The organism is Rhizobium sp. 01L410, from assembly GCF_056400165.1.
In genome coordinates this window covers 94,252-109,160 of the sequence record NZ_JBFTST010000008.1, presented here as the reverse complement: position 1 = coordinate 109,160, position 14,909 = coordinate 94,252, and the positions used below count along the sequence as shown (strand labels likewise).

Below are 14,909 nucleotides of genomic sequence, written 5' to 3'. Positions count from 1 at the left end.
AAAAAAGGTAATGGGTGAAATGAAGGCTGGTTCAAGATTTTTGAACGCAGTATCGGCGGTTGCGCTGTCTGCAAGTGTTGTGGCTTCCGGCGCAGGTGTCATTACAATCATCTCTGCGGGGGCGGCTGAGGCCGCAGTCATTCAGCGCATCGATGTACGCGGGGCAAGCCGCGTCGGTGCTGAGGCTGTGCGTTCCAACCTGACGATCGCACCAGGCAAGAGCTTCTCCAATACCGACATCGACGACTCGGTGAAGCAGCTCTACGGCACTGGCTATTTCTCCGACGTCAAGATTTCCGTCTCCGGCGGCACGCTCGTCGTGCAGGTTCAGGAAGCCCAGCTCGTCAACCAGGTCGTCTTCAACGGCAACCGCAAGGTCAAGGACGACAAGCTGGCCTCCGTTGTCGGTACGCACGCCTCCGGCCCATACAACGATGCGCAGATCCAGGCTGACATCGCCGCCATCAAGGAAGCTTACGCTGCCACCGGCCGTAGCGAAGTCAACGTCACGACGCAGGTCGTTCCGCTCGGCGAAGGCCGCGTGAACCTTGCTTTCGTCATCGACGAAGGTGACCGCACCAAGATCGATTCCATCAACTTCGTTGGTAACAACGCTTACAGCGCCGGCCGCCTGGCTGCTGTCATCTCGACGAAGCGTTCGAACTTCCTGTCGTTCCTGACGCGCAAGGACGTTTACAACGAAGACAAGCTGCATGCCGACGAAGAGGCGCTGCGCCAGTTCTACTTCAACCGTGGCTATGCCGACTTCAAGGTCGTCTCGTCCGACGCTCAGTTCGACGAAACCACGAACAAGTACACGCTCACCTTCAACATCGAAGAAGGTCCGCGCTACAATTTTGGTCCTGTTACGGTTCAGTCGACGGTCGATGGTGTCAGCGGCGAACAGCTTCAGGGTCTCGTCAAGACGCACGAGGGCGAAGTTTATAGCGCCAAGAGCGTTCAGCAGTCGATGGAAGCGATCTCCGACCAGGTCGCTTCTGCTGGTTATCCCTTCGCTCGTGTCACGCCGCGCGGCAACCGCGATCTCGGAAACAACACGATCGGCGTCGAATATCTCGTCGACCAGGGCGAGCGCGCCTATATCGAGCGCATCGAAATCCGCGGTAACAGCCGCACGCGCGATTACGTCATCCGCCGCGAATTCGACGTCTCCGAAGGCGACGCCTTCAACCAGCAGATGATCACCAAGGCGAAGCGCCGCCTTGAAGCGCTCGGCTTCTTCTCGTCCGTCAACATCTCGACGCAGCCGGGCAGCGCTGCTGACCGCGTCGTCGTTGTCGTCGACGTTCAGGATCAGTCGACCGGTTCGTTCGGTATCGGCGCCGGTTACGCTGCAGGCGGCGACGGCCTCATTCTCGAAGCCTCGATTGAAGAAAAGAACTTCCTCGGCCGTGGCCAGTACATCAAGGTTTCGGCCGGTGGTGGTCTCGAAGGATCGCAGAGCTACGGCCTGAGCTTCACCGAGCCCTACTTCCTCGGCTATCGTCTTGCGACCGGTTTCGACCTGAACCACAGCGAAACCTCGAGCAACGACAACTACGACTATACGGAAGACAGCGTCGTTCTGCGTGCAACCGCGCCGATCACCGAAGATCTGGCCTCGACGTTCCGCTACAACTTCAAGCGTATGGACTACGATCAGGACGGTTCGATCGACGATCTTTCGACCCCGTATCAGGACCTCGTCCAGAACGGTCCGTGGATCAAGTCGTCGATCTCGCAGACCTTCACCTACAATACGCTCGACGATATGACGTTGCCGCGTGAAGGTATCTACGCAAACCTGACGAACGAAATCGCAGGCCTCGGCGGAGACTCGCAGTTCTACAAGGTCTACGGTAAGGCCCGCTACTACCATGTGCTCGCTGACGATGCCGATATCATCGGTTCGCTCTCCGCTGGCGCTGGTTATGTTGTGGGCCTTGGCAAGGATCTGAACTTGTTCGACCAGTTTACCCTGGGCAACAACGACATCCGTGGCTTCGAGAACAAGGGTATTGGTCCACGTGTGGGTGGTGGTCCGGATGATCCGCTAGGTGGTACGACCTACTTCACGGTTTCGGCCGAGGCATCATTCCCGATGCCGGGGTTCCCGCGCGACTTTGGTTTGCGTGGTGCAGTCTTTGCTGACGCCGGAACACTGTTCGGTAATGACGTGAAGGTGGACAGCGCGGCAGGCGAGTATATTAACGGTGATGACGCAGCTTTGCGCGCTTCCGTCGGCCTCGGCCTGATCTGGCAGTCGCCCTTCGGTGCACTTCGCGTCGACTATGCGATCCCGGTCGTCAAGAAGGACTACGACAAGACGCAGTACTTCAAGTTTGGCATCAACAACCAATTCTGATATCGGCAGTCCGGAACCATACTGGAATTCCGTTCTGGAGCATTGCCGATGGAGCAAAATTCGTTCTTTAAGCCTCGGGATGGGGTGAAGCTCTCTGAGCTCGCTCAATATCTCGGGGCAGAACTCCCCGATTCGTCCAAGGCAGACGTCATCATCCATTCCGTGGCTCCTGTGAGCCGTGCCAAGGCTGGTGACATCTGTTATGTGATTTCGCGCAGGAGCCGCGCCGAGCTGGAAACATGCGAGGCATCGGCTGTTTTGTGCGATCCGGCTTTGCTGTCTGCAATCCCGGCGCATATACCGGCGCTCGTCTCAAAAAATCCTCACGCAGCATTTGCGATGGCTGGCGGATATTTGCATCCGTCGGCTCTGCAGCCATTGCCATCCATGTCGGTTGACAGCGCCATCGGCACTGGCGCCGTGGTCGATCCGACCGCCAAGCTGGAAGCCGGCGTCATCGTGGAGCCTTTGGCTGTCATCGGCGCCGGTGTGGAAATCGGTTCGGGCACCCGGATCGGAGCGGGCGCGATCATCGGCCCCGGTGTCAAGATCGGCCGCAATTGTTCGATCGCCAGCGGCGCGAGCGTGCTGTGTGCCTTTCTCGGCAATCACGTCATCATCCACAATGGCGCACGTATCGGCCAGGATGGATTCGGCTATGCGCCGGGTCCGCGTGGCATGATCAAGATCGTTCAGATCGGCCGTGTCATCATTCAGGACAATGTCGAGATCGGCGCTAACTCGACGATCGACCGCGGTACGATGGACGACACCGTCATTGGTGAGGGTACCAAGATCGACAATCAGGTGCAGATCGGACACAACGTCAAGATCGGCCGCCACTGTGCGGTTGTTTCGCAAGTTGGCATCGCCGGCAGTGCCGTGATCGGCGATGGTGTGCAGATCGGTGGTCAAACCGGGATTAATGGCCATATTACCATTGGCAACGGCGTTCAGATCGCTGCCAAGAGCGGTGTGGTACAAAGCATTCCGGACGGCGAGCGTTACGGTGGCATTCCGGCCAGGCCGATCAAGCACTTCCTGCGCGAATCTGCCGAGATCATGGCACGTTCGGCGGCACGGGCGAACAAAACGGGAGACAAGAATGACTGAAGAAGCAAAGGCTTCTCTTTCGTCGGCAGACATCATCGAGATCATGAAACTCCTGCCGCACCGCTATCCCTTCTTGATGGTCGACAGGATCATCGAGATCGACGGTGACGATTCCGCGATCGGTATCAAGAACGTCACAGCCAACGAACCGCAATTTACCGGCCATTTTCCCGATTCGCCGATCATGCCAGGCGTGCTTCTGGTCGAGGGCATGGCTCAGACGGCTGGCGCGATCTGTGCGCGCAAGGACGGCACGAGCGGCAATCTCGTCTACTTCATGACGATCGACAATGCCCGATTCCGCAAGCCTGTCATCCCCGGCGATCGCGTCGAATTTCACGTCAGGAAGCTGAAACAGCGCGGTAATATCTGGAAGTTCCACTGCGACGCCAAGGTTGATGGTAACCTGGCCGCGGAAGCCGATATCGGTGCAATGATCCTACGCAAGGACAAGGCATGAGCACGGTTGCTGCCAGCGCCCGCATTCACCCGATGGCCGTCGTTGAAGACGGCGCCGTCGTCGGTGAGAACGTGACCATCGGTCCCTTCGCCTATGTCGGTCCGAAGGTGACGCTTCATGACAATGTCGAGCTTCATCCCCATGCCATCGTCACCGGCCGGACCATCCTCGGCAAGGGTTCGAGGGTGTTTCCGATGGCCGTCATCGGCGGCGATCCGCAAAGCGTCCATCACGCCGGTGAAGAGACGACGCTGACCATCGGCGAAAATTGCACGATGCGCGAAGGCGTAACGATCAATACCGGCACCAGCGATTTCGGCGGCAAGACCATTGTCGGCGACAACAATCTGTTCCTCGCCAATTCGCATGTCGCCCACGATTGCCGTGTCGGCAACAATGTCATCATGTCGAACAACGTCATGCTTGCAGGTCACGTGACGATCGAAGATCGCGTCATTCTCGGCGGCGGTTCGGCGGTGCATCAGTTCACGCGCGTCGGCCGTCAGGCCTTTGTCGGCGGCCTCTCCGCCGTCAGCTACGACGTCATTCCCTATGGCATGCTGAACGGCAATCCGGGGCTGCTCGGCGGCCTGAACGTCGTCGGCATGACGCGTGCCGGCGTTGATCGCGCTGTCATTCACACCGTTCGGCGCGCCTACAAGGCGATTTTCGAAGGCTCCGGTTCGGTTCGCGATAACGCAGCCGCAATCCGCGCCGAGTATGCCGATTGCCCTCAGGTTGTCGAAATCCTCGATTTCATTGCCGCCGAGAGCGATCGGGCGCTGTCTTCGCCGACGCGGGGACAGAAAGGCTGAGCGTGTCCGTTTCTGGCGACACCGCGAAGGGCCGTCTTGCGATCATCGCTGGAAACGGCCTTTTGCCGGCTTACGTCGCCCAAGCTGCACGTGCCGCCGGCGATGAGCCTTTCGTGATCTCGTTGAAGGGCGAAGTCGACCGTTCCTGGCAGGGCTACGACCATGCCGTCATCGGCGTCGGCGATGTCTCCGCGCTCGAGGGGATCTTCAGCAAGCATGACATCCGCCGCGTCGTAATGTCCGGTGGCGTCCGCCGCCGTCCGGAATGGCGGGAAATACGCCCGACGTGGAAGTCTGTCGTCAAGATCCCGTCGGTCGTCAGGACATTGATCTCCGGCGGTGATGACACCGTCCTGCAGATGGTCATCAAGCTCATCGAAAATAACGGCCGCCGCGTGATCAGCGCTCAGGAAATCGCACCTGATCTCCTGGCTTCTGTCGGCTCTCTTGGTGCGGTGGCGCCGGGCAAGGACGATATCTCCGACATGCTGAAGGCAGCCGAGGCCGCCAACGCCTTGGGATTGCTGGATGTAGGGCAGGGTGCCGTCTCTGTGGGCGGACGCGTCGTCGCGCTCGAGGGACCAGAAGGTACCGACGGCATGCTGGAGCGGGTCGCGTCGCTGCGCAATGCGGGGCGGATATCGGCGCGCCGCAAGGGCGTGCTCGTCAAGCTCTGCAAGCCACAGCAGGATTTGCGCGCCGATCTGCCATCGATCGGCGTATCGACAATTGCGAATGCACAAAAAGCCGGTCTTGCAGGCGTCGCCGTCGAGGCGGGCAGGGCACTGATTCTGGAGAGAGATGAGATGATCGCTGCGGCGGATCAGGCTGGCCTTTTCGTGTGCGGCATCGACCGCGGCCTGCCGGGATGGGGGCTGACGTGAGCACCAGTCTGAAAATCGGTATCATTGCCGGAGAAGTTTCCGGCGACCTGCTGGGCGGCGATCTGATCGCTGCTCTGAAACAGATCCACAACGGCCCGGTCGAGCTTGTCGGCGTCGGCGGCGAAGCGCTGGAAGCCCAGGGCCTGAAATCGCTGTTCGACTATTCCGAACTGTCTATCATGGGCATCAGCCAGGTGCTCGCCAAGCTGCCGACGCTTTACAGGCTGATCCGCCAGACCACGGCGGCAATCATCGCCGCCAAGCCTGATGTTCTCGTCATCATCGACAGTCCCGACTTTACCCATCGCGTCGCCAAGCGCGTACGCGTGGCTCTCCCGGATCTGCCTGTCGTCAACTATGTCTGTCCGAGTGTCTGGGCGTGGAAGGAATACCGCGCACAACGCATGCTGGGATATGTCGATCATGTTCTGGCGGTGCTGCCATTCGAGCCCGGCGTGATGAAGGAACTCGGCGGGCCGCCGACGACCTATGTCGGCCACCGGCTGACGGCAGATCAGGATCTCATTGCGACACGAAACGCGCGCAGCGCAAGGGCAAACTCTGCCCAGCCCGCCGTCAAGTCGATCATGTTGCTTCCGGGCTCGAGGGCTTCGGAGATCAACCGCCTGTTGCCGCATTTCGGCGATGCGGTGAATGAGCTGGTCTCGCGCAACGGCGAAATGCGGTTCATGCTGCCTACCGTTGCGAGGCGCGAGGCTCAGGTGCGTGAGATGATCAAGGATTGGCCGGTGAAGCCGGAGATCCTTGTCGGCAGCGAGGCGAAGTGGCGGGCATTCGCCGAAGCCGACGCAGCGATGGCCGCATCCGGAACGGTGATCCTGGAGCTGGGACTTGCCGGCGTGCCGACGGTGTCGGCTTACAAGATCGACTGGATCATGAAGCTGCTAACGGGCCGCATCAAGACCTGGACGGCTGCCATTCCGAACCTGATCGCCGACTATGCGGTCGTGCCTGAATATATCAACGAGGTCGTCCGCGGTGGCAGCCTGTCGCGATGGATGGAGCGGCTGTCGGCAGATACGCTGCAGCGCCGCGCGATGATCGAGGGTTTCGATCTCGTCTGGCAGCGCATGCAGACGGACAAGCCGCCGGGACAAAAGGCGGCCGAGGTCGTTCTCGAGACTCTGGACAAGAAAAAACCCGGTCAGAAATGACCGGGTTTTTTGTTTCGCCGATATAGGCGCTTAGCGCTTGGAAACCGGAACGTAGTTGCGCTCCGCCTCGCCGATATAGAGCTGGCGCGGACGGCCGATACGCTGCTGCGGATCCTCGATCATCTCGTTCCACTGCGCGATCCAGCCGACGGTGCGGGCGAGAGCGAAGAGAACCGTGAACATGGTCGTGGGGAAGCCAAGAGCCTTCAGCGTGATGCCCGAATAGAAGTCGATGTTCGGGTAGAGCTTCTTCTCGATGAAATACTCGTCGGTGAGCGCGATGCGCTCGAGTTCCATCGCCACTTCGAGAAGCGGATCGTCCTTGATGCCGAGTTCGCCGAGAACTTCATGCGTCGTCTTCTGCATGATCTTGGCGCGCGGATCGTAGTTCTTGTAGACGCGGTGACCGAAGCCCATCAGGCGGAACGGATCGTTCTTGTCCTTGGCGCGTGCGACATATTCAGGGATGCGGTCGACCGAGCCGATTTCCGAGAGCATGTTGAGGGCAGCTTCATTGGCGCCGCCGTGGGCAGGGCCCCAGAGGCAGGCAATGCCGGCCGCGATGCAGGCGAACGGGTTCGCACCCGAAGAGCCGGCGAGACGAACGGTCGAGGTCGAAGCGTTCTGCTCGTGGTCGGCGTGCAGGATGAAGATGCGGTCCATGGCGCGGGAGAGAACCGGATTGACCGTGTACTCTTCGCACGGAACGGCAAAGCACATACGCAGGAAGTTCGACGCATAGTCGAGGTCGTTCTTCGGGTAAACGAAGGGCTGACCGATGTGATACTTGTAGGCCATGGCGGCCAGCGTCGGCATCTTGGCGATCATGCGCAGCGAAGCGACCATGCGCTGGTGCGGATCGGTGATGTCGGTCGAGTCGTGGTAGAAGGCCGAAAGCGCGCCGACACAGCCGCACATGACGGCCATCGGGTGGGCATCGCGGCGGAATCCGGTGAAGAAGCGGCTCATCTGCTCGTGCACCATGGTGTGGTGCGTGACGCGGTAATCGAAGTCCTTCTTCTGCGCTGCGGTCGGGAGTTCGCCGTAGAGCAGCAGATAGCAGACTTCGAGGAAGTCGCCGTGCTCGGCGAGCTGCTCGATCGGATAGCCGCGGTGCAGCAGAACGCCTTCATCGCCATCGATGTAGGTGATCTTCGATTCACAGGATGCGGTCGAGGTAAAACCAGGATCGTACGTGAAGGAACCGGTGTTCTTGTAGAGTGCGCCGATATCGATGACATCAGGCCCAATCGTTCCGCTCTTTACGGAAAGATTGGCGGACTTGTCGCCGATTTTGATTGTTGCGCTTTGATCCGTCATTCTGATCCTCCAAATTGGCGGCGGCGCCATAAAAGCGCCATAGGGTTAAGCGTCCGCTCAGATTGCTATATGATAGCGCGCCTAATGCCAAGTTACCGTGACGCCATTTTGTGCATCGCAGTATCAACTTTTAGGCACTCCTGCGATGCCGTAAACGCATAGCGGAAGCCGATGATTTATTTAGGCTTTTTGCACTCACGTTTTTTCATCATTTTTCAATCGATTATTGTTGCTGAAACGCGCGCAGGGTTGCATTCTGGTTGTATTCTATCGGGTCATCAGGCTCTTTGCATGCCGGAGTTGAAAACCAGCGACGTCAGCACGATCACCATCGGTGCCGCGGCCAAATTGCCGCAGACGCCGCTGATGCCGCCTGCAGCAGGCTCTCTCTTCGCACCTGTTAATCTAGGTCACCGCCGGCAGCTTTCTATTCATGCTCTTCGGTCGCTGCAGCGCCGTGTTGCGCAAAGCCTGCCGGCCTGCGCTGTCGAAGAACTGGCTTATGGCGGCCGCATGTTGTTTGCGCCGGTGGCGCTCGGACTGGGCTCCGTTCTCTGGTTTGCCTGCGGCGCAGACATTTCACCGGCTGTGCCGCTTTCATGCGCAATCGCGCTACTTCTGCTGCTCGCAGTGATGGATCGCGGCCGAGAGTGGAGCCGGATCTGCCTAGTCTCCATGATGTTGATCGCTGTCGGCATCCTCGCTGCACAATTCGAGACCTGGAGAGCCGGTACTGTCGTTCTCGATTCGGCGGTAACGACAACGCTGACAGGCCGGGTCGAGCGCCGGGAAAGCGATGGCCGCGGCGGCTGGCGGTATCTGCTGGCGCTCAAGGCGACGGAGAACCCGGCGCTGAAACGGCCGCCAGAGCAGGTGACTGTGATTGCACGCGGCCAGAAAGCGGAGTTCGAAACCGGGACTTGGCTGAAGGGTCGGGCAAGGCTGACGCCGCCCTCAGGCCCCGCTCTTCCCGGCCTCAACGACTTTTCGTTTGGTGCCTATTTCGACGGCGTCGGTGGCAACGGTTTCTTTTATGGTGCCCCTGCCGTGGTGCCAGCGGCCGAACCCGAGCCCTCATCGATGCAGGATCGCGCGCTTGAATGGCTCTACCGTCTGAGAAGCGGCATCGGCGATCGTATCAGAGGTATCCTGCCGGGGGATACCGGCGCTTTTGCCGCCGCGCTGGTCACAGACGAGCGTCGCGCCATTTCGAGTGGGACGACTGAGGCGCTGCGCCAATCCGGGCTTGCGCATATCATTGCCATTTCCGGTCTCAACATGGCGCTGTCGGCAGGCATCTTCTTCGTCGGCTTCCGCACCGTGCTCAGCCTGTTTCCGGCTGTCGTCCAGGCCTATCCCGTCAAGAAGATCGCCGCAGCCGGTGCGCTTGCCGCCGTCACCGCCTATTTCCTGATCTCGGGCTTCGCCGTCTCCGCCGAACGCGCCTTTATCATGATGGCAATCATGCTGGCGGCGGTCTTCTTCGACCGGCCGTCGATCAGTCTGCGCAACGTAGCCTTATCGGCGCTCGTGATCATTGTCCTCTCACCCTCGGAGATCATGGGGCCAAGCTTCCAGATGTCCTTCGCCGCGACACTGGCCCTCGTCGCCGGCTATGCGCTCTGGAAGGAGAGGCCGGTGCGCGACCGGCCCTTCGCAAAGTTTCGCGCCGTCAGGATGCTGTCTTCCGCCGCTGCGTTCTTCGGCGGCATCCTGCTGACCTCCGTCATCGGCGGCTTCTCGACTGCATTGTTCTCGGTCGAGCACTTCCACCGGCTGACGGCCTATGGCCTGCCAGCCAATCTCGCCGCCATGCCGATCATCTCCTTCATCATCATGCCGTTCGGCCTCATTGCCATGCTGCTGATGCCCTTCGGCCTCGATGCATGGGCGTGGCAGGTGACGGGCTTCGGGCTCGATCTGGTGATCGCCATCGCCAGGACGGTTGCCTCATGGGGCGGCGATATCGGCGTCGGGCGCCTGGCGTCTTGGTACTTTCCCGCGGCGGTGACAGGTTTCCTGCTGCTGACTTTGCTGCGCAGCCGCATGCGCCATCTCGGCACCGCGATCTTGATGGCATCGACGACAGCCGCCGCGATGTTTGGAGGTCCTCCGCCGCCGAAAATCGTGATTGCCGAGGACGGGAGCATGGCGGGCATCGTCAGCGACAACGGCCTCGCCACCAATCGCGAACGGCCACCGGGCTTCATCTTTGATCAATGGAGGCGCGCGCTGGTGCTCGATGAGCATCTACCACCGGCGTTCCCGGCGCTGCCGGATATTCCCATCGCACCGCGCGGTGAAAGGCTGAAACTGACGGAGACACAGCAGAACGACACCATGAACGCGATCAAGGCGAGTGCGACGGGCGAGCGCTTCTCATGCGTGAAAAATGCCTGGTGTACGGCGAAGCTCGACAACGGTTCGATCCTGACCGTGGTCGAGAATGCGGCGTTCCTTGGCCCAGCCTGCGACATATCCGATATCGTCGTCACACCGATTCGCCTGCGCCTCGATACCTGCCGCTCAGGCGCCATGCTTTTCACCGGGGAGACATTGCGGAAGACAGGCGCTGTCGAGCTTCGTTTCCCCAATGGGATCGCCGAAATCACCACATCATTCGAGGGTCTCGATCGTCCCTGGACCCGCCACCGCGCCTATGACTGGCGCAGTGGAGCTTTTGGTGAAAGCGAACCGCTCAGTGATAGCGGCGGATAAGGCCGACGAGTTTGCCCTGAACCTTGACGCGGTCAGGTCCAAAAATGCGGGTTTCGTAAGCCGGGTTGGCAGCTTCGAGCGCAATGGACGCGCCCTTGCGGCGGAAGCGCTTCAGTGTTGCCTCTTCGTCATCGACGAGCGCAACGACGATATCACCGGCATTGGCGGTATTGGTGTTGCGGATGATGACCGTGTCGCCGTCGAAGATGCCGGCCTCGATCATGGAGTCGCCCTTGACCTCAAGAGCATAGTGCTCACCGTTTCCGAGCATGTCGGCGGGAACTGTAATGTCGTGGGTGTTCTGCTGGATCGCCGAAATCGGCACACCGGCTGCGATCCGGCCCATGACCGGCACGGAGATCGACGTGTGATTGTCCTCGTTCGCCGGCTTCGGCGGCGCGACCGGCTGCGGCTTGCCGAGGCTGCCTTCGATGACGCTCGGCGAGAATCCGCGGCGCGGCTGAATGCTCGGGCTGTAGGCTTCCGGAAGCTTGATGACCTCGAGTGCGCGCGCCCTGTTCGGTAGGCGGCGAATGAAACCGCGCTCTTCCAACGCGGTGATCAGGCGATGGATGCCCGACTTGGAAGCCAGGTCGAGCGCGTCCTTCATTTCGTCGAAGGACGGCGGTACGCCGGACTCCTTCATCCGCTCGTGAATGAAGAGGAGAAGCTCCTGTTGTTTGCGCGTCAGCATCGAAGTCTTTCCCCAGATTCGTGAAACAAAGCCAGAACGGACACTATATGTTCCATATGTGTTCCGCAAGTGCCTAAATATTGGTAAAACTTCCGATGATTTTTCGTCGTTTTTGAAAGTTTATTTGCCGGATTGGTGATCCACGCTTGCGCTTTGCCGGGCAGGGCGTGCAAATCTCTGCCGGCTTCACCGGAGGGAACCGCCATGACGCATCCGCTCGATCATCTGGTACTGCCCGTCACCCATATAGATGTTGCCCGCGAGCGACTCGGCCGTCTCGGTTTCACCGTCGCGGCCGATGGCCGTCATCCGTTCGGAACGGAGAATGCCTGCGTCTTCCTTGCCGACAGGACCTATCTCGAACCGCTCGGTGTCGCCAACCAGGCGGAGTGCGACGCGGCCGTCGCGAAGGGCAACAGCTTCGTCGCCCGCGATCAGGCCTTCCGCTTCCGCTGCGGCGATGACGGCTTTTCGGCTGTTGTCTTCGGCACCGATGATGCCGATGCGGACAAGGCTTCCTATGACGGCGCACAGCTGAGCGGCGGTGATATGGTCGAATTCTCGCGGCCGATCGTCATGCCCGACGGAACACAGGCGACAGGCGCCTTCAAGCTCGCCTTTGCCGCCGATCTCCGGGCACCCGATGTCTTCTTCTTCGCCTGCCAGCGGATCAACGCCTTTCCGGCCGATCGCAAGGCACTGGAAACCCATGCAAACGGCGTCACCGGCATCAGCGAGATTGCCCTGAGCGCTGAGGATCCGCAGGCCTTCGCTGAATTTCTGGAGACGGCCAGCGGTGGAGTGGAGCCTAAGGAGGCGGCACTCGGCCTATCCTTCGAATTGCCGAACGGGAGACTTTCCATCTTCTCGAACGAGGGCATGGAGGCCTATTTCGATGCCGAGCCACTTGTCACCGATAACGGCCTCAGGGCGCGCGCAATCGTCTTTTCGGTCGGTGATCTGGCCGTGACAGCGGCGCATTTGGCTGCTAACGGGATCACCCATGTCAGTATGAACAATCGTCTGCTGGTGAAGCCGGCGCCGGGACAAGGCGCAATCTTTGCCTTCGAGGAGACCCAATGACAAATACCAATGCAGAAGTCGTCGCCGGCGAGGGTGCTGGACGCGTTACTTTTTCGAATACGGGCAAGCTGTCGCTGATCGCCGGTCCTTGCCAGATGGAAAGCCGCGACCATGCTTTCATGGTCGCCGGTGTTCTGAGCGAACTCTGCAAGTCGCTCGGTATCGGCCTCGTGTATAAGTCGTCTTTCGACAAGGCGAACCGCACATCGCTTTCTGCCGAGCGCGGCATCGGTCTTGAAAAGGCGCTCGAAGTCTTCTCCGATCTGAAGAAGGAATTCGGCTTTCCTGTTCTGACCGATATCCACACGGAAGAGCAGTGCGAGCAGGTGGCAACCGTCGCCGACATCCTGCAGATCCCGGCCTTCCTCAGCCGCCAGACGGACCTTCTCGTTGCTGCCGCCAAGACCGGCCGGATCGTCAACGTCAAGAAGGGCCAGTTCCTGGCGCCCTGGGACATGAAGAATGTCCTCGCCAAGCTGAATGCCAGCGGCAATCCGAACATCCTGCTCTGCGAACGCGGTGCCTCCTTCGGGTACAACACACTGGTATCGGACATGCGCTCGCTGCCAATCATGGCTGCACTTGGCGCCCCTGTTATCTTCGACGCCACGCATTCCGTGCAGCAGCCGGGCGGGCAGGGCGGTTCGAGCGGCGGCCAGCGCGAATTCGTCGAGACCCTGGCGCGTGCCGCCGTTGCCGTCGGTGTCGCGGGTGTCTTCGTCGAAACGCACGAAGACCCGGACAACGCGCCGTCCGACGGACCGAATATGGTCTATCTGAAGGACATGCCGCGGCTTCTCGAAAAGCTTCTCGCCTTCGACGCCATCGCGAAAGCGGCCTGACGTTCAAAAGGCTGACATGATCCTGTAATAGGCCTCGAATGAGGCTGGAAACGAAGGCATGTTAGGCGGCTCAAAAACGGCCATTGTAATTTGCGTGCCTTCGATTAAGACGATTTCAAACGATTTATCCCACCCACCGAGCAGGAAGAAACCCATGACTGCAATTACCGATATCATCGCCCGCGAGATTCTCGATAGCCGTGGCAACCCCACCGTCGAGGTCGACGTTTATCTGGAAGATGGCAGCATGGGCCGCGCGGCTGTTCCGTCGGGTGCCTCGACCGGCGCGCACGAAGCCGTCGAAGTTCGCGATGGCGGCAAGCGCTATCTCGGCAAGGGTGTTGAAAAGGCTGTCGAAGCCGCCAACACCGAGATCTTTGACGCCATCGGTGGTATCGACGCCGAAAACCAGATCCAGATCGACAACATCATGATCGAATTGGACGGCACGCCGAACAAGTCGCGTCTCGGCGCCAACGCCATCCTCGGCGTTTCGCTCGCTGTCGCCAAGGCTGCCGCCGAAGCTGCCGGCCTGCCGCTCTATCGTTACGTCGGTGGCGCTTCGGCCCACCTGCTGCCGGTTCCGATGATGAACATCATCAACGGCGGTGCCCATGCAGATAACCCGATCGACTTCCAGGAATTCATGATCCTGCCTGTCGGCGCCGACTCGATCCGTGAAGCCGTCCGCATGGGTTCGGAAGTCTTCCACGTCCTCAAGAAGGAACTCTCGGCTCAGGGCCACAACACCAACGTCGGCGACGAAGGCGGTTTTGCACCGGGTCTGAAGAGCGCGCCTGAAGCCCTCGATTTCATCATGAAGTCGATCGAAAAGGCTGGCTACAAGCCGGGCGAAGACATCTATCTCGGCCTCGACTGCGCCTCGACCGAATTCTTCAAGGACGGCAAGTACGTTCTCGAAGGCGAAGGCCGCACGCTGGAGCCGGGCGCAATGGCCGAATACCTGGCGCAACTCGCTGCCCGGTACCCGATCATCTCGATCGAAGACGGCATGGCTGAAGACGATTGGGACGGCTGGAAGGCCCTGACCGATCTGGCCGGCAAGAAGGTTCAGCTGGTCGGCGACGATCTCTTCGTCACCAATTCGGCCCGCCTGCGCGACGGCATCAAGATGGGCGTTGCCAACTCCATCCTCGTCAAGGTCAACCAGATCGGCTCGCTGACGGAAACCCTCGACGCCGTCAACACTGCGCACAAGGCAGCCTACACCGCCGTCATGTCGCACCGTTCGGGCGAAACCGAAGATTCCACGATTGCCGATCTCGCGGTTGCCACCAACTGCGGTCAGATCAAGACCGGCTCGCTGTCGCGCTCGGATCGTCTTGCAAAGTACAACCAGCTGATCCGCATCGAAGAGGGCCTCGGCCCGCAGGCCCGCTACGCCGGCCGCTCGATCATCCGCGGCTGATAGCCGTTAGC

General features: G+C 60.1%; 12 protein-coding genes. 10 read left to right on the top strand and 2 right to left on the bottom strand.

Features of this window, described 5'->3' with window-relative positions; translation table 11 throughout:
• Positions 1-19: 19 nt before the first annotated feature.
• From bamA to lpxB, 6 genes are read left to right on the top strand one after another with little or no spacing between them, the layout of a single operon-like run.
• On the top strand, positions 20-2,365 hold the full coding sequence (gene bamA, locus AC1DV9_RS18510) for an outer membrane protein assembly factor BamA (RefSeq protein ID WP_477949737.1): 2,346 nt from the start codon (positions 20-22) through the stop codon (positions 2,363-2,365).
• A gap of 48 nt (positions 2,366-2,413) precedes the next feature.
• Positions 2,414-3,478, top strand: a complete 1,065-nt coding sequence (gene lpxD / locus AC1DV9_RS18505; protein ID WP_477942878.1) for a UDP-3-O-(3-hydroxymyristoyl)glucosamine N-acyltransferase — start codon at positions 2,414-2,416, stop codon at positions 3,476-3,478.
• The gene (fabZ, locus tag AC1DV9_RS18500) at positions 3,471-3,938 is read left to right on the top strand and encodes a 3-hydroxyacyl-ACP dehydratase FabZ (protein ID WP_477949642.1); all 468 of its coding nucleotides are present in this window, start codon (positions 3,471-3,473) and stop codon (positions 3,936-3,938) included. The genes lpxD and fabZ overlap by 8 nt, the downstream gene beginning before the upstream one ends.
• Entirely contained in the window at positions 3,935-4,753 is an 819-nt protein-coding gene (gene lpxA, locus AC1DV9_RS18495; RefSeq protein ID WP_477949641.1) for an acyl-ACP--UDP-N-acetylglucosamine O-acyltransferase, read from the top strand. Before fabZ ends, lpxA begins: the two co-directional genes overlap by 4 nt.
• A gap of 2 nt (positions 4,754-4,755) precedes the next feature.
• Positions 4,756-5,637 carry an LpxI family protein gene (locus AC1DV9_RS18490; protein WP_477949640.1) on the top strand — a complete coding sequence of 294 codons (882 nt, stop codon included), beginning with the start codon at positions 4,756-4,758 and terminating at the stop codon, positions 5,635-5,637.
• Complete coding sequence (gene lpxB, locus AC1DV9_RS18485; protein ID WP_477949639.1) at positions 5,622-6,812, top strand: lipid-A-disaccharide synthase; 1,191 nt, start codon at positions 5,622-5,624, stop codon at positions 6,810-6,812. Before AC1DV9_RS18490 ends, lpxB begins: the two co-directional genes overlap by 16 nt.
• A gap of 30 nt (positions 6,813-6,842) precedes the next feature.
• Here the strand turns inward: lpxB and gltA are convergent, their stop codons facing one another.
• On the bottom strand, positions 6,843-8,132 hold the full coding sequence (gene gltA / locus AC1DV9_RS18480; protein WP_112388116.1) for a citrate synthase: 1,290 nt from the start codon (positions 8,130-8,132) through the stop codon (positions 6,843-6,845).
• A 366-nt stretch (positions 8,133-8,498) separates the two neighbouring features.
• On the opposite strand from gltA, the gene AC1DV9_RS18475 reads away from it, so the two are divergent.
• Complete coding sequence (locus AC1DV9_RS18475; RefSeq protein WP_477949736.1) at positions 8,499-10,850, top strand: ComEC/Rec2 family competence protein; 2,352 nt, start codon at positions 8,499-8,501, stop codon at positions 10,848-10,850.
• On the opposite strand, the gene lexA is transcribed toward AC1DV9_RS18475, so the two are convergent.
• The gene (gene lexA / locus AC1DV9_RS18470) at positions 10,831-11,544 is read right to left on the bottom strand and encodes a transcriptional repressor LexA (protein WP_112388118.1); all 714 of its coding nucleotides are present in this window, start codon (positions 11,542-11,544) and stop codon (positions 10,831-10,833) included. The genes AC1DV9_RS18475 and lexA overlap by 20 nt on opposite strands.
• A 204-nt stretch (positions 11,545-11,748) precedes the next feature.
• On the opposite strand from lexA, the gene AC1DV9_RS18465 reads away from it, so the two are divergent.
• The 3 genes from AC1DV9_RS18465 (at position 11,749) to eno (ending at position 14,898) form a co-directional block, all read left to right on the top strand.
• Positions 11,749-12,627, top strand: coding sequence for a VOC family protein (locus tag AC1DV9_RS18465; RefSeq protein WP_477949638.1), 879 nt, complete (start codon positions 11,749-11,751; stop codon positions 12,625-12,627).
• Positions 12,624-13,469, top strand: a complete 846-nt coding sequence (gene kdsA / locus AC1DV9_RS18460) for a 3-deoxy-8-phosphooctulonate synthase (protein ID WP_310299137.1) — start codon at positions 12,624-12,626, stop codon at positions 13,467-13,469. Before AC1DV9_RS18465 ends, kdsA begins: the two co-directional genes overlap by 4 nt.
• A gap of 154 nt (positions 13,470-13,623) precedes the next feature.
• Positions 13,624-14,898 carry a phosphopyruvate hydratase gene (eno, locus tag AC1DV9_RS18455; RefSeq protein WP_477949637.1) on the top strand — a complete coding sequence of 425 codons (1,275 nt, stop codon included), beginning with the start codon at positions 13,624-13,626 and terminating at the stop codon, positions 14,896-14,898.
• Positions 14,899-14,909: the final 11 nt, after the last annotated feature.

Excerpts from the sequence above, each read along its gene's own strand:
- bamA (WP_477949737.1), top strand. The coding sequence starts at position 20 with ATGAAGGCTGGTTCAAGATTTTTGAACGCAGTATCGGCGGTTGCGCTG.
- lpxD (WP_477942878.1), top strand. The coding sequence starts at position 2,414 with ATGGAGCAAAATTCGTTCTTTAAGCCTCGGGATGGGGTGAAGCTCTCT.
- fabZ (WP_477949642.1), top strand. The coding sequence starts at position 3,471 with ATGACTGAAGAAGCAAAGGCTTCTCTTTCGTCGGCAGACATCATCGAG.
- lpxA (WP_477949641.1), top strand. The coding sequence starts at position 3,935 with ATGAGCACGGTTGCTGCCAGCGCCCGCATTCACCCGATGGCCGTCGTT.
- lpxB (WP_477949639.1), top strand. The coding sequence starts at position 5,622 with ATGGGGGCTGACGTGAGCACCAGTCTGAAAATCGGTATCATTGCCGGA.
- gltA (WP_112388116.1), bottom strand. The coding sequence starts at position 8,132 with ATGACGGATCAAAGCGCAACAATCAAAATCGGCGACAAGTCCGCCAAT.
- AC1DV9_RS18475 (WP_477949736.1), top strand. The coding sequence starts at position 8,499 with ATGCCGCCTGCAGCAGGCTCTCTCTTCGCACCTGTTAATCTAGGTCAC.
- lexA (WP_112388118.1), bottom strand. The coding sequence starts at position 11,544 with ATGCTGACGCGCAAACAACAGGAGCTTCTCCTCTTCATTCACGAGCGG.
- AC1DV9_RS18465 (WP_477949638.1), top strand. The coding sequence starts at position 11,749 with ATGACGCATCCGCTCGATCATCTGGTACTGCCCGTCACCCATATAGAT.
- kdsA (WP_310299137.1), top strand. The coding sequence starts at position 12,624 with ATGACAAATACCAATGCAGAAGTCGTCGCCGGCGAGGGTGCTGGACGC.
- eno (WP_477949637.1), top strand. The coding sequence starts at position 13,624 with ATGACTGCAATTACCGATATCATCGCCCGCGAGATTCTCGATAGCCGT.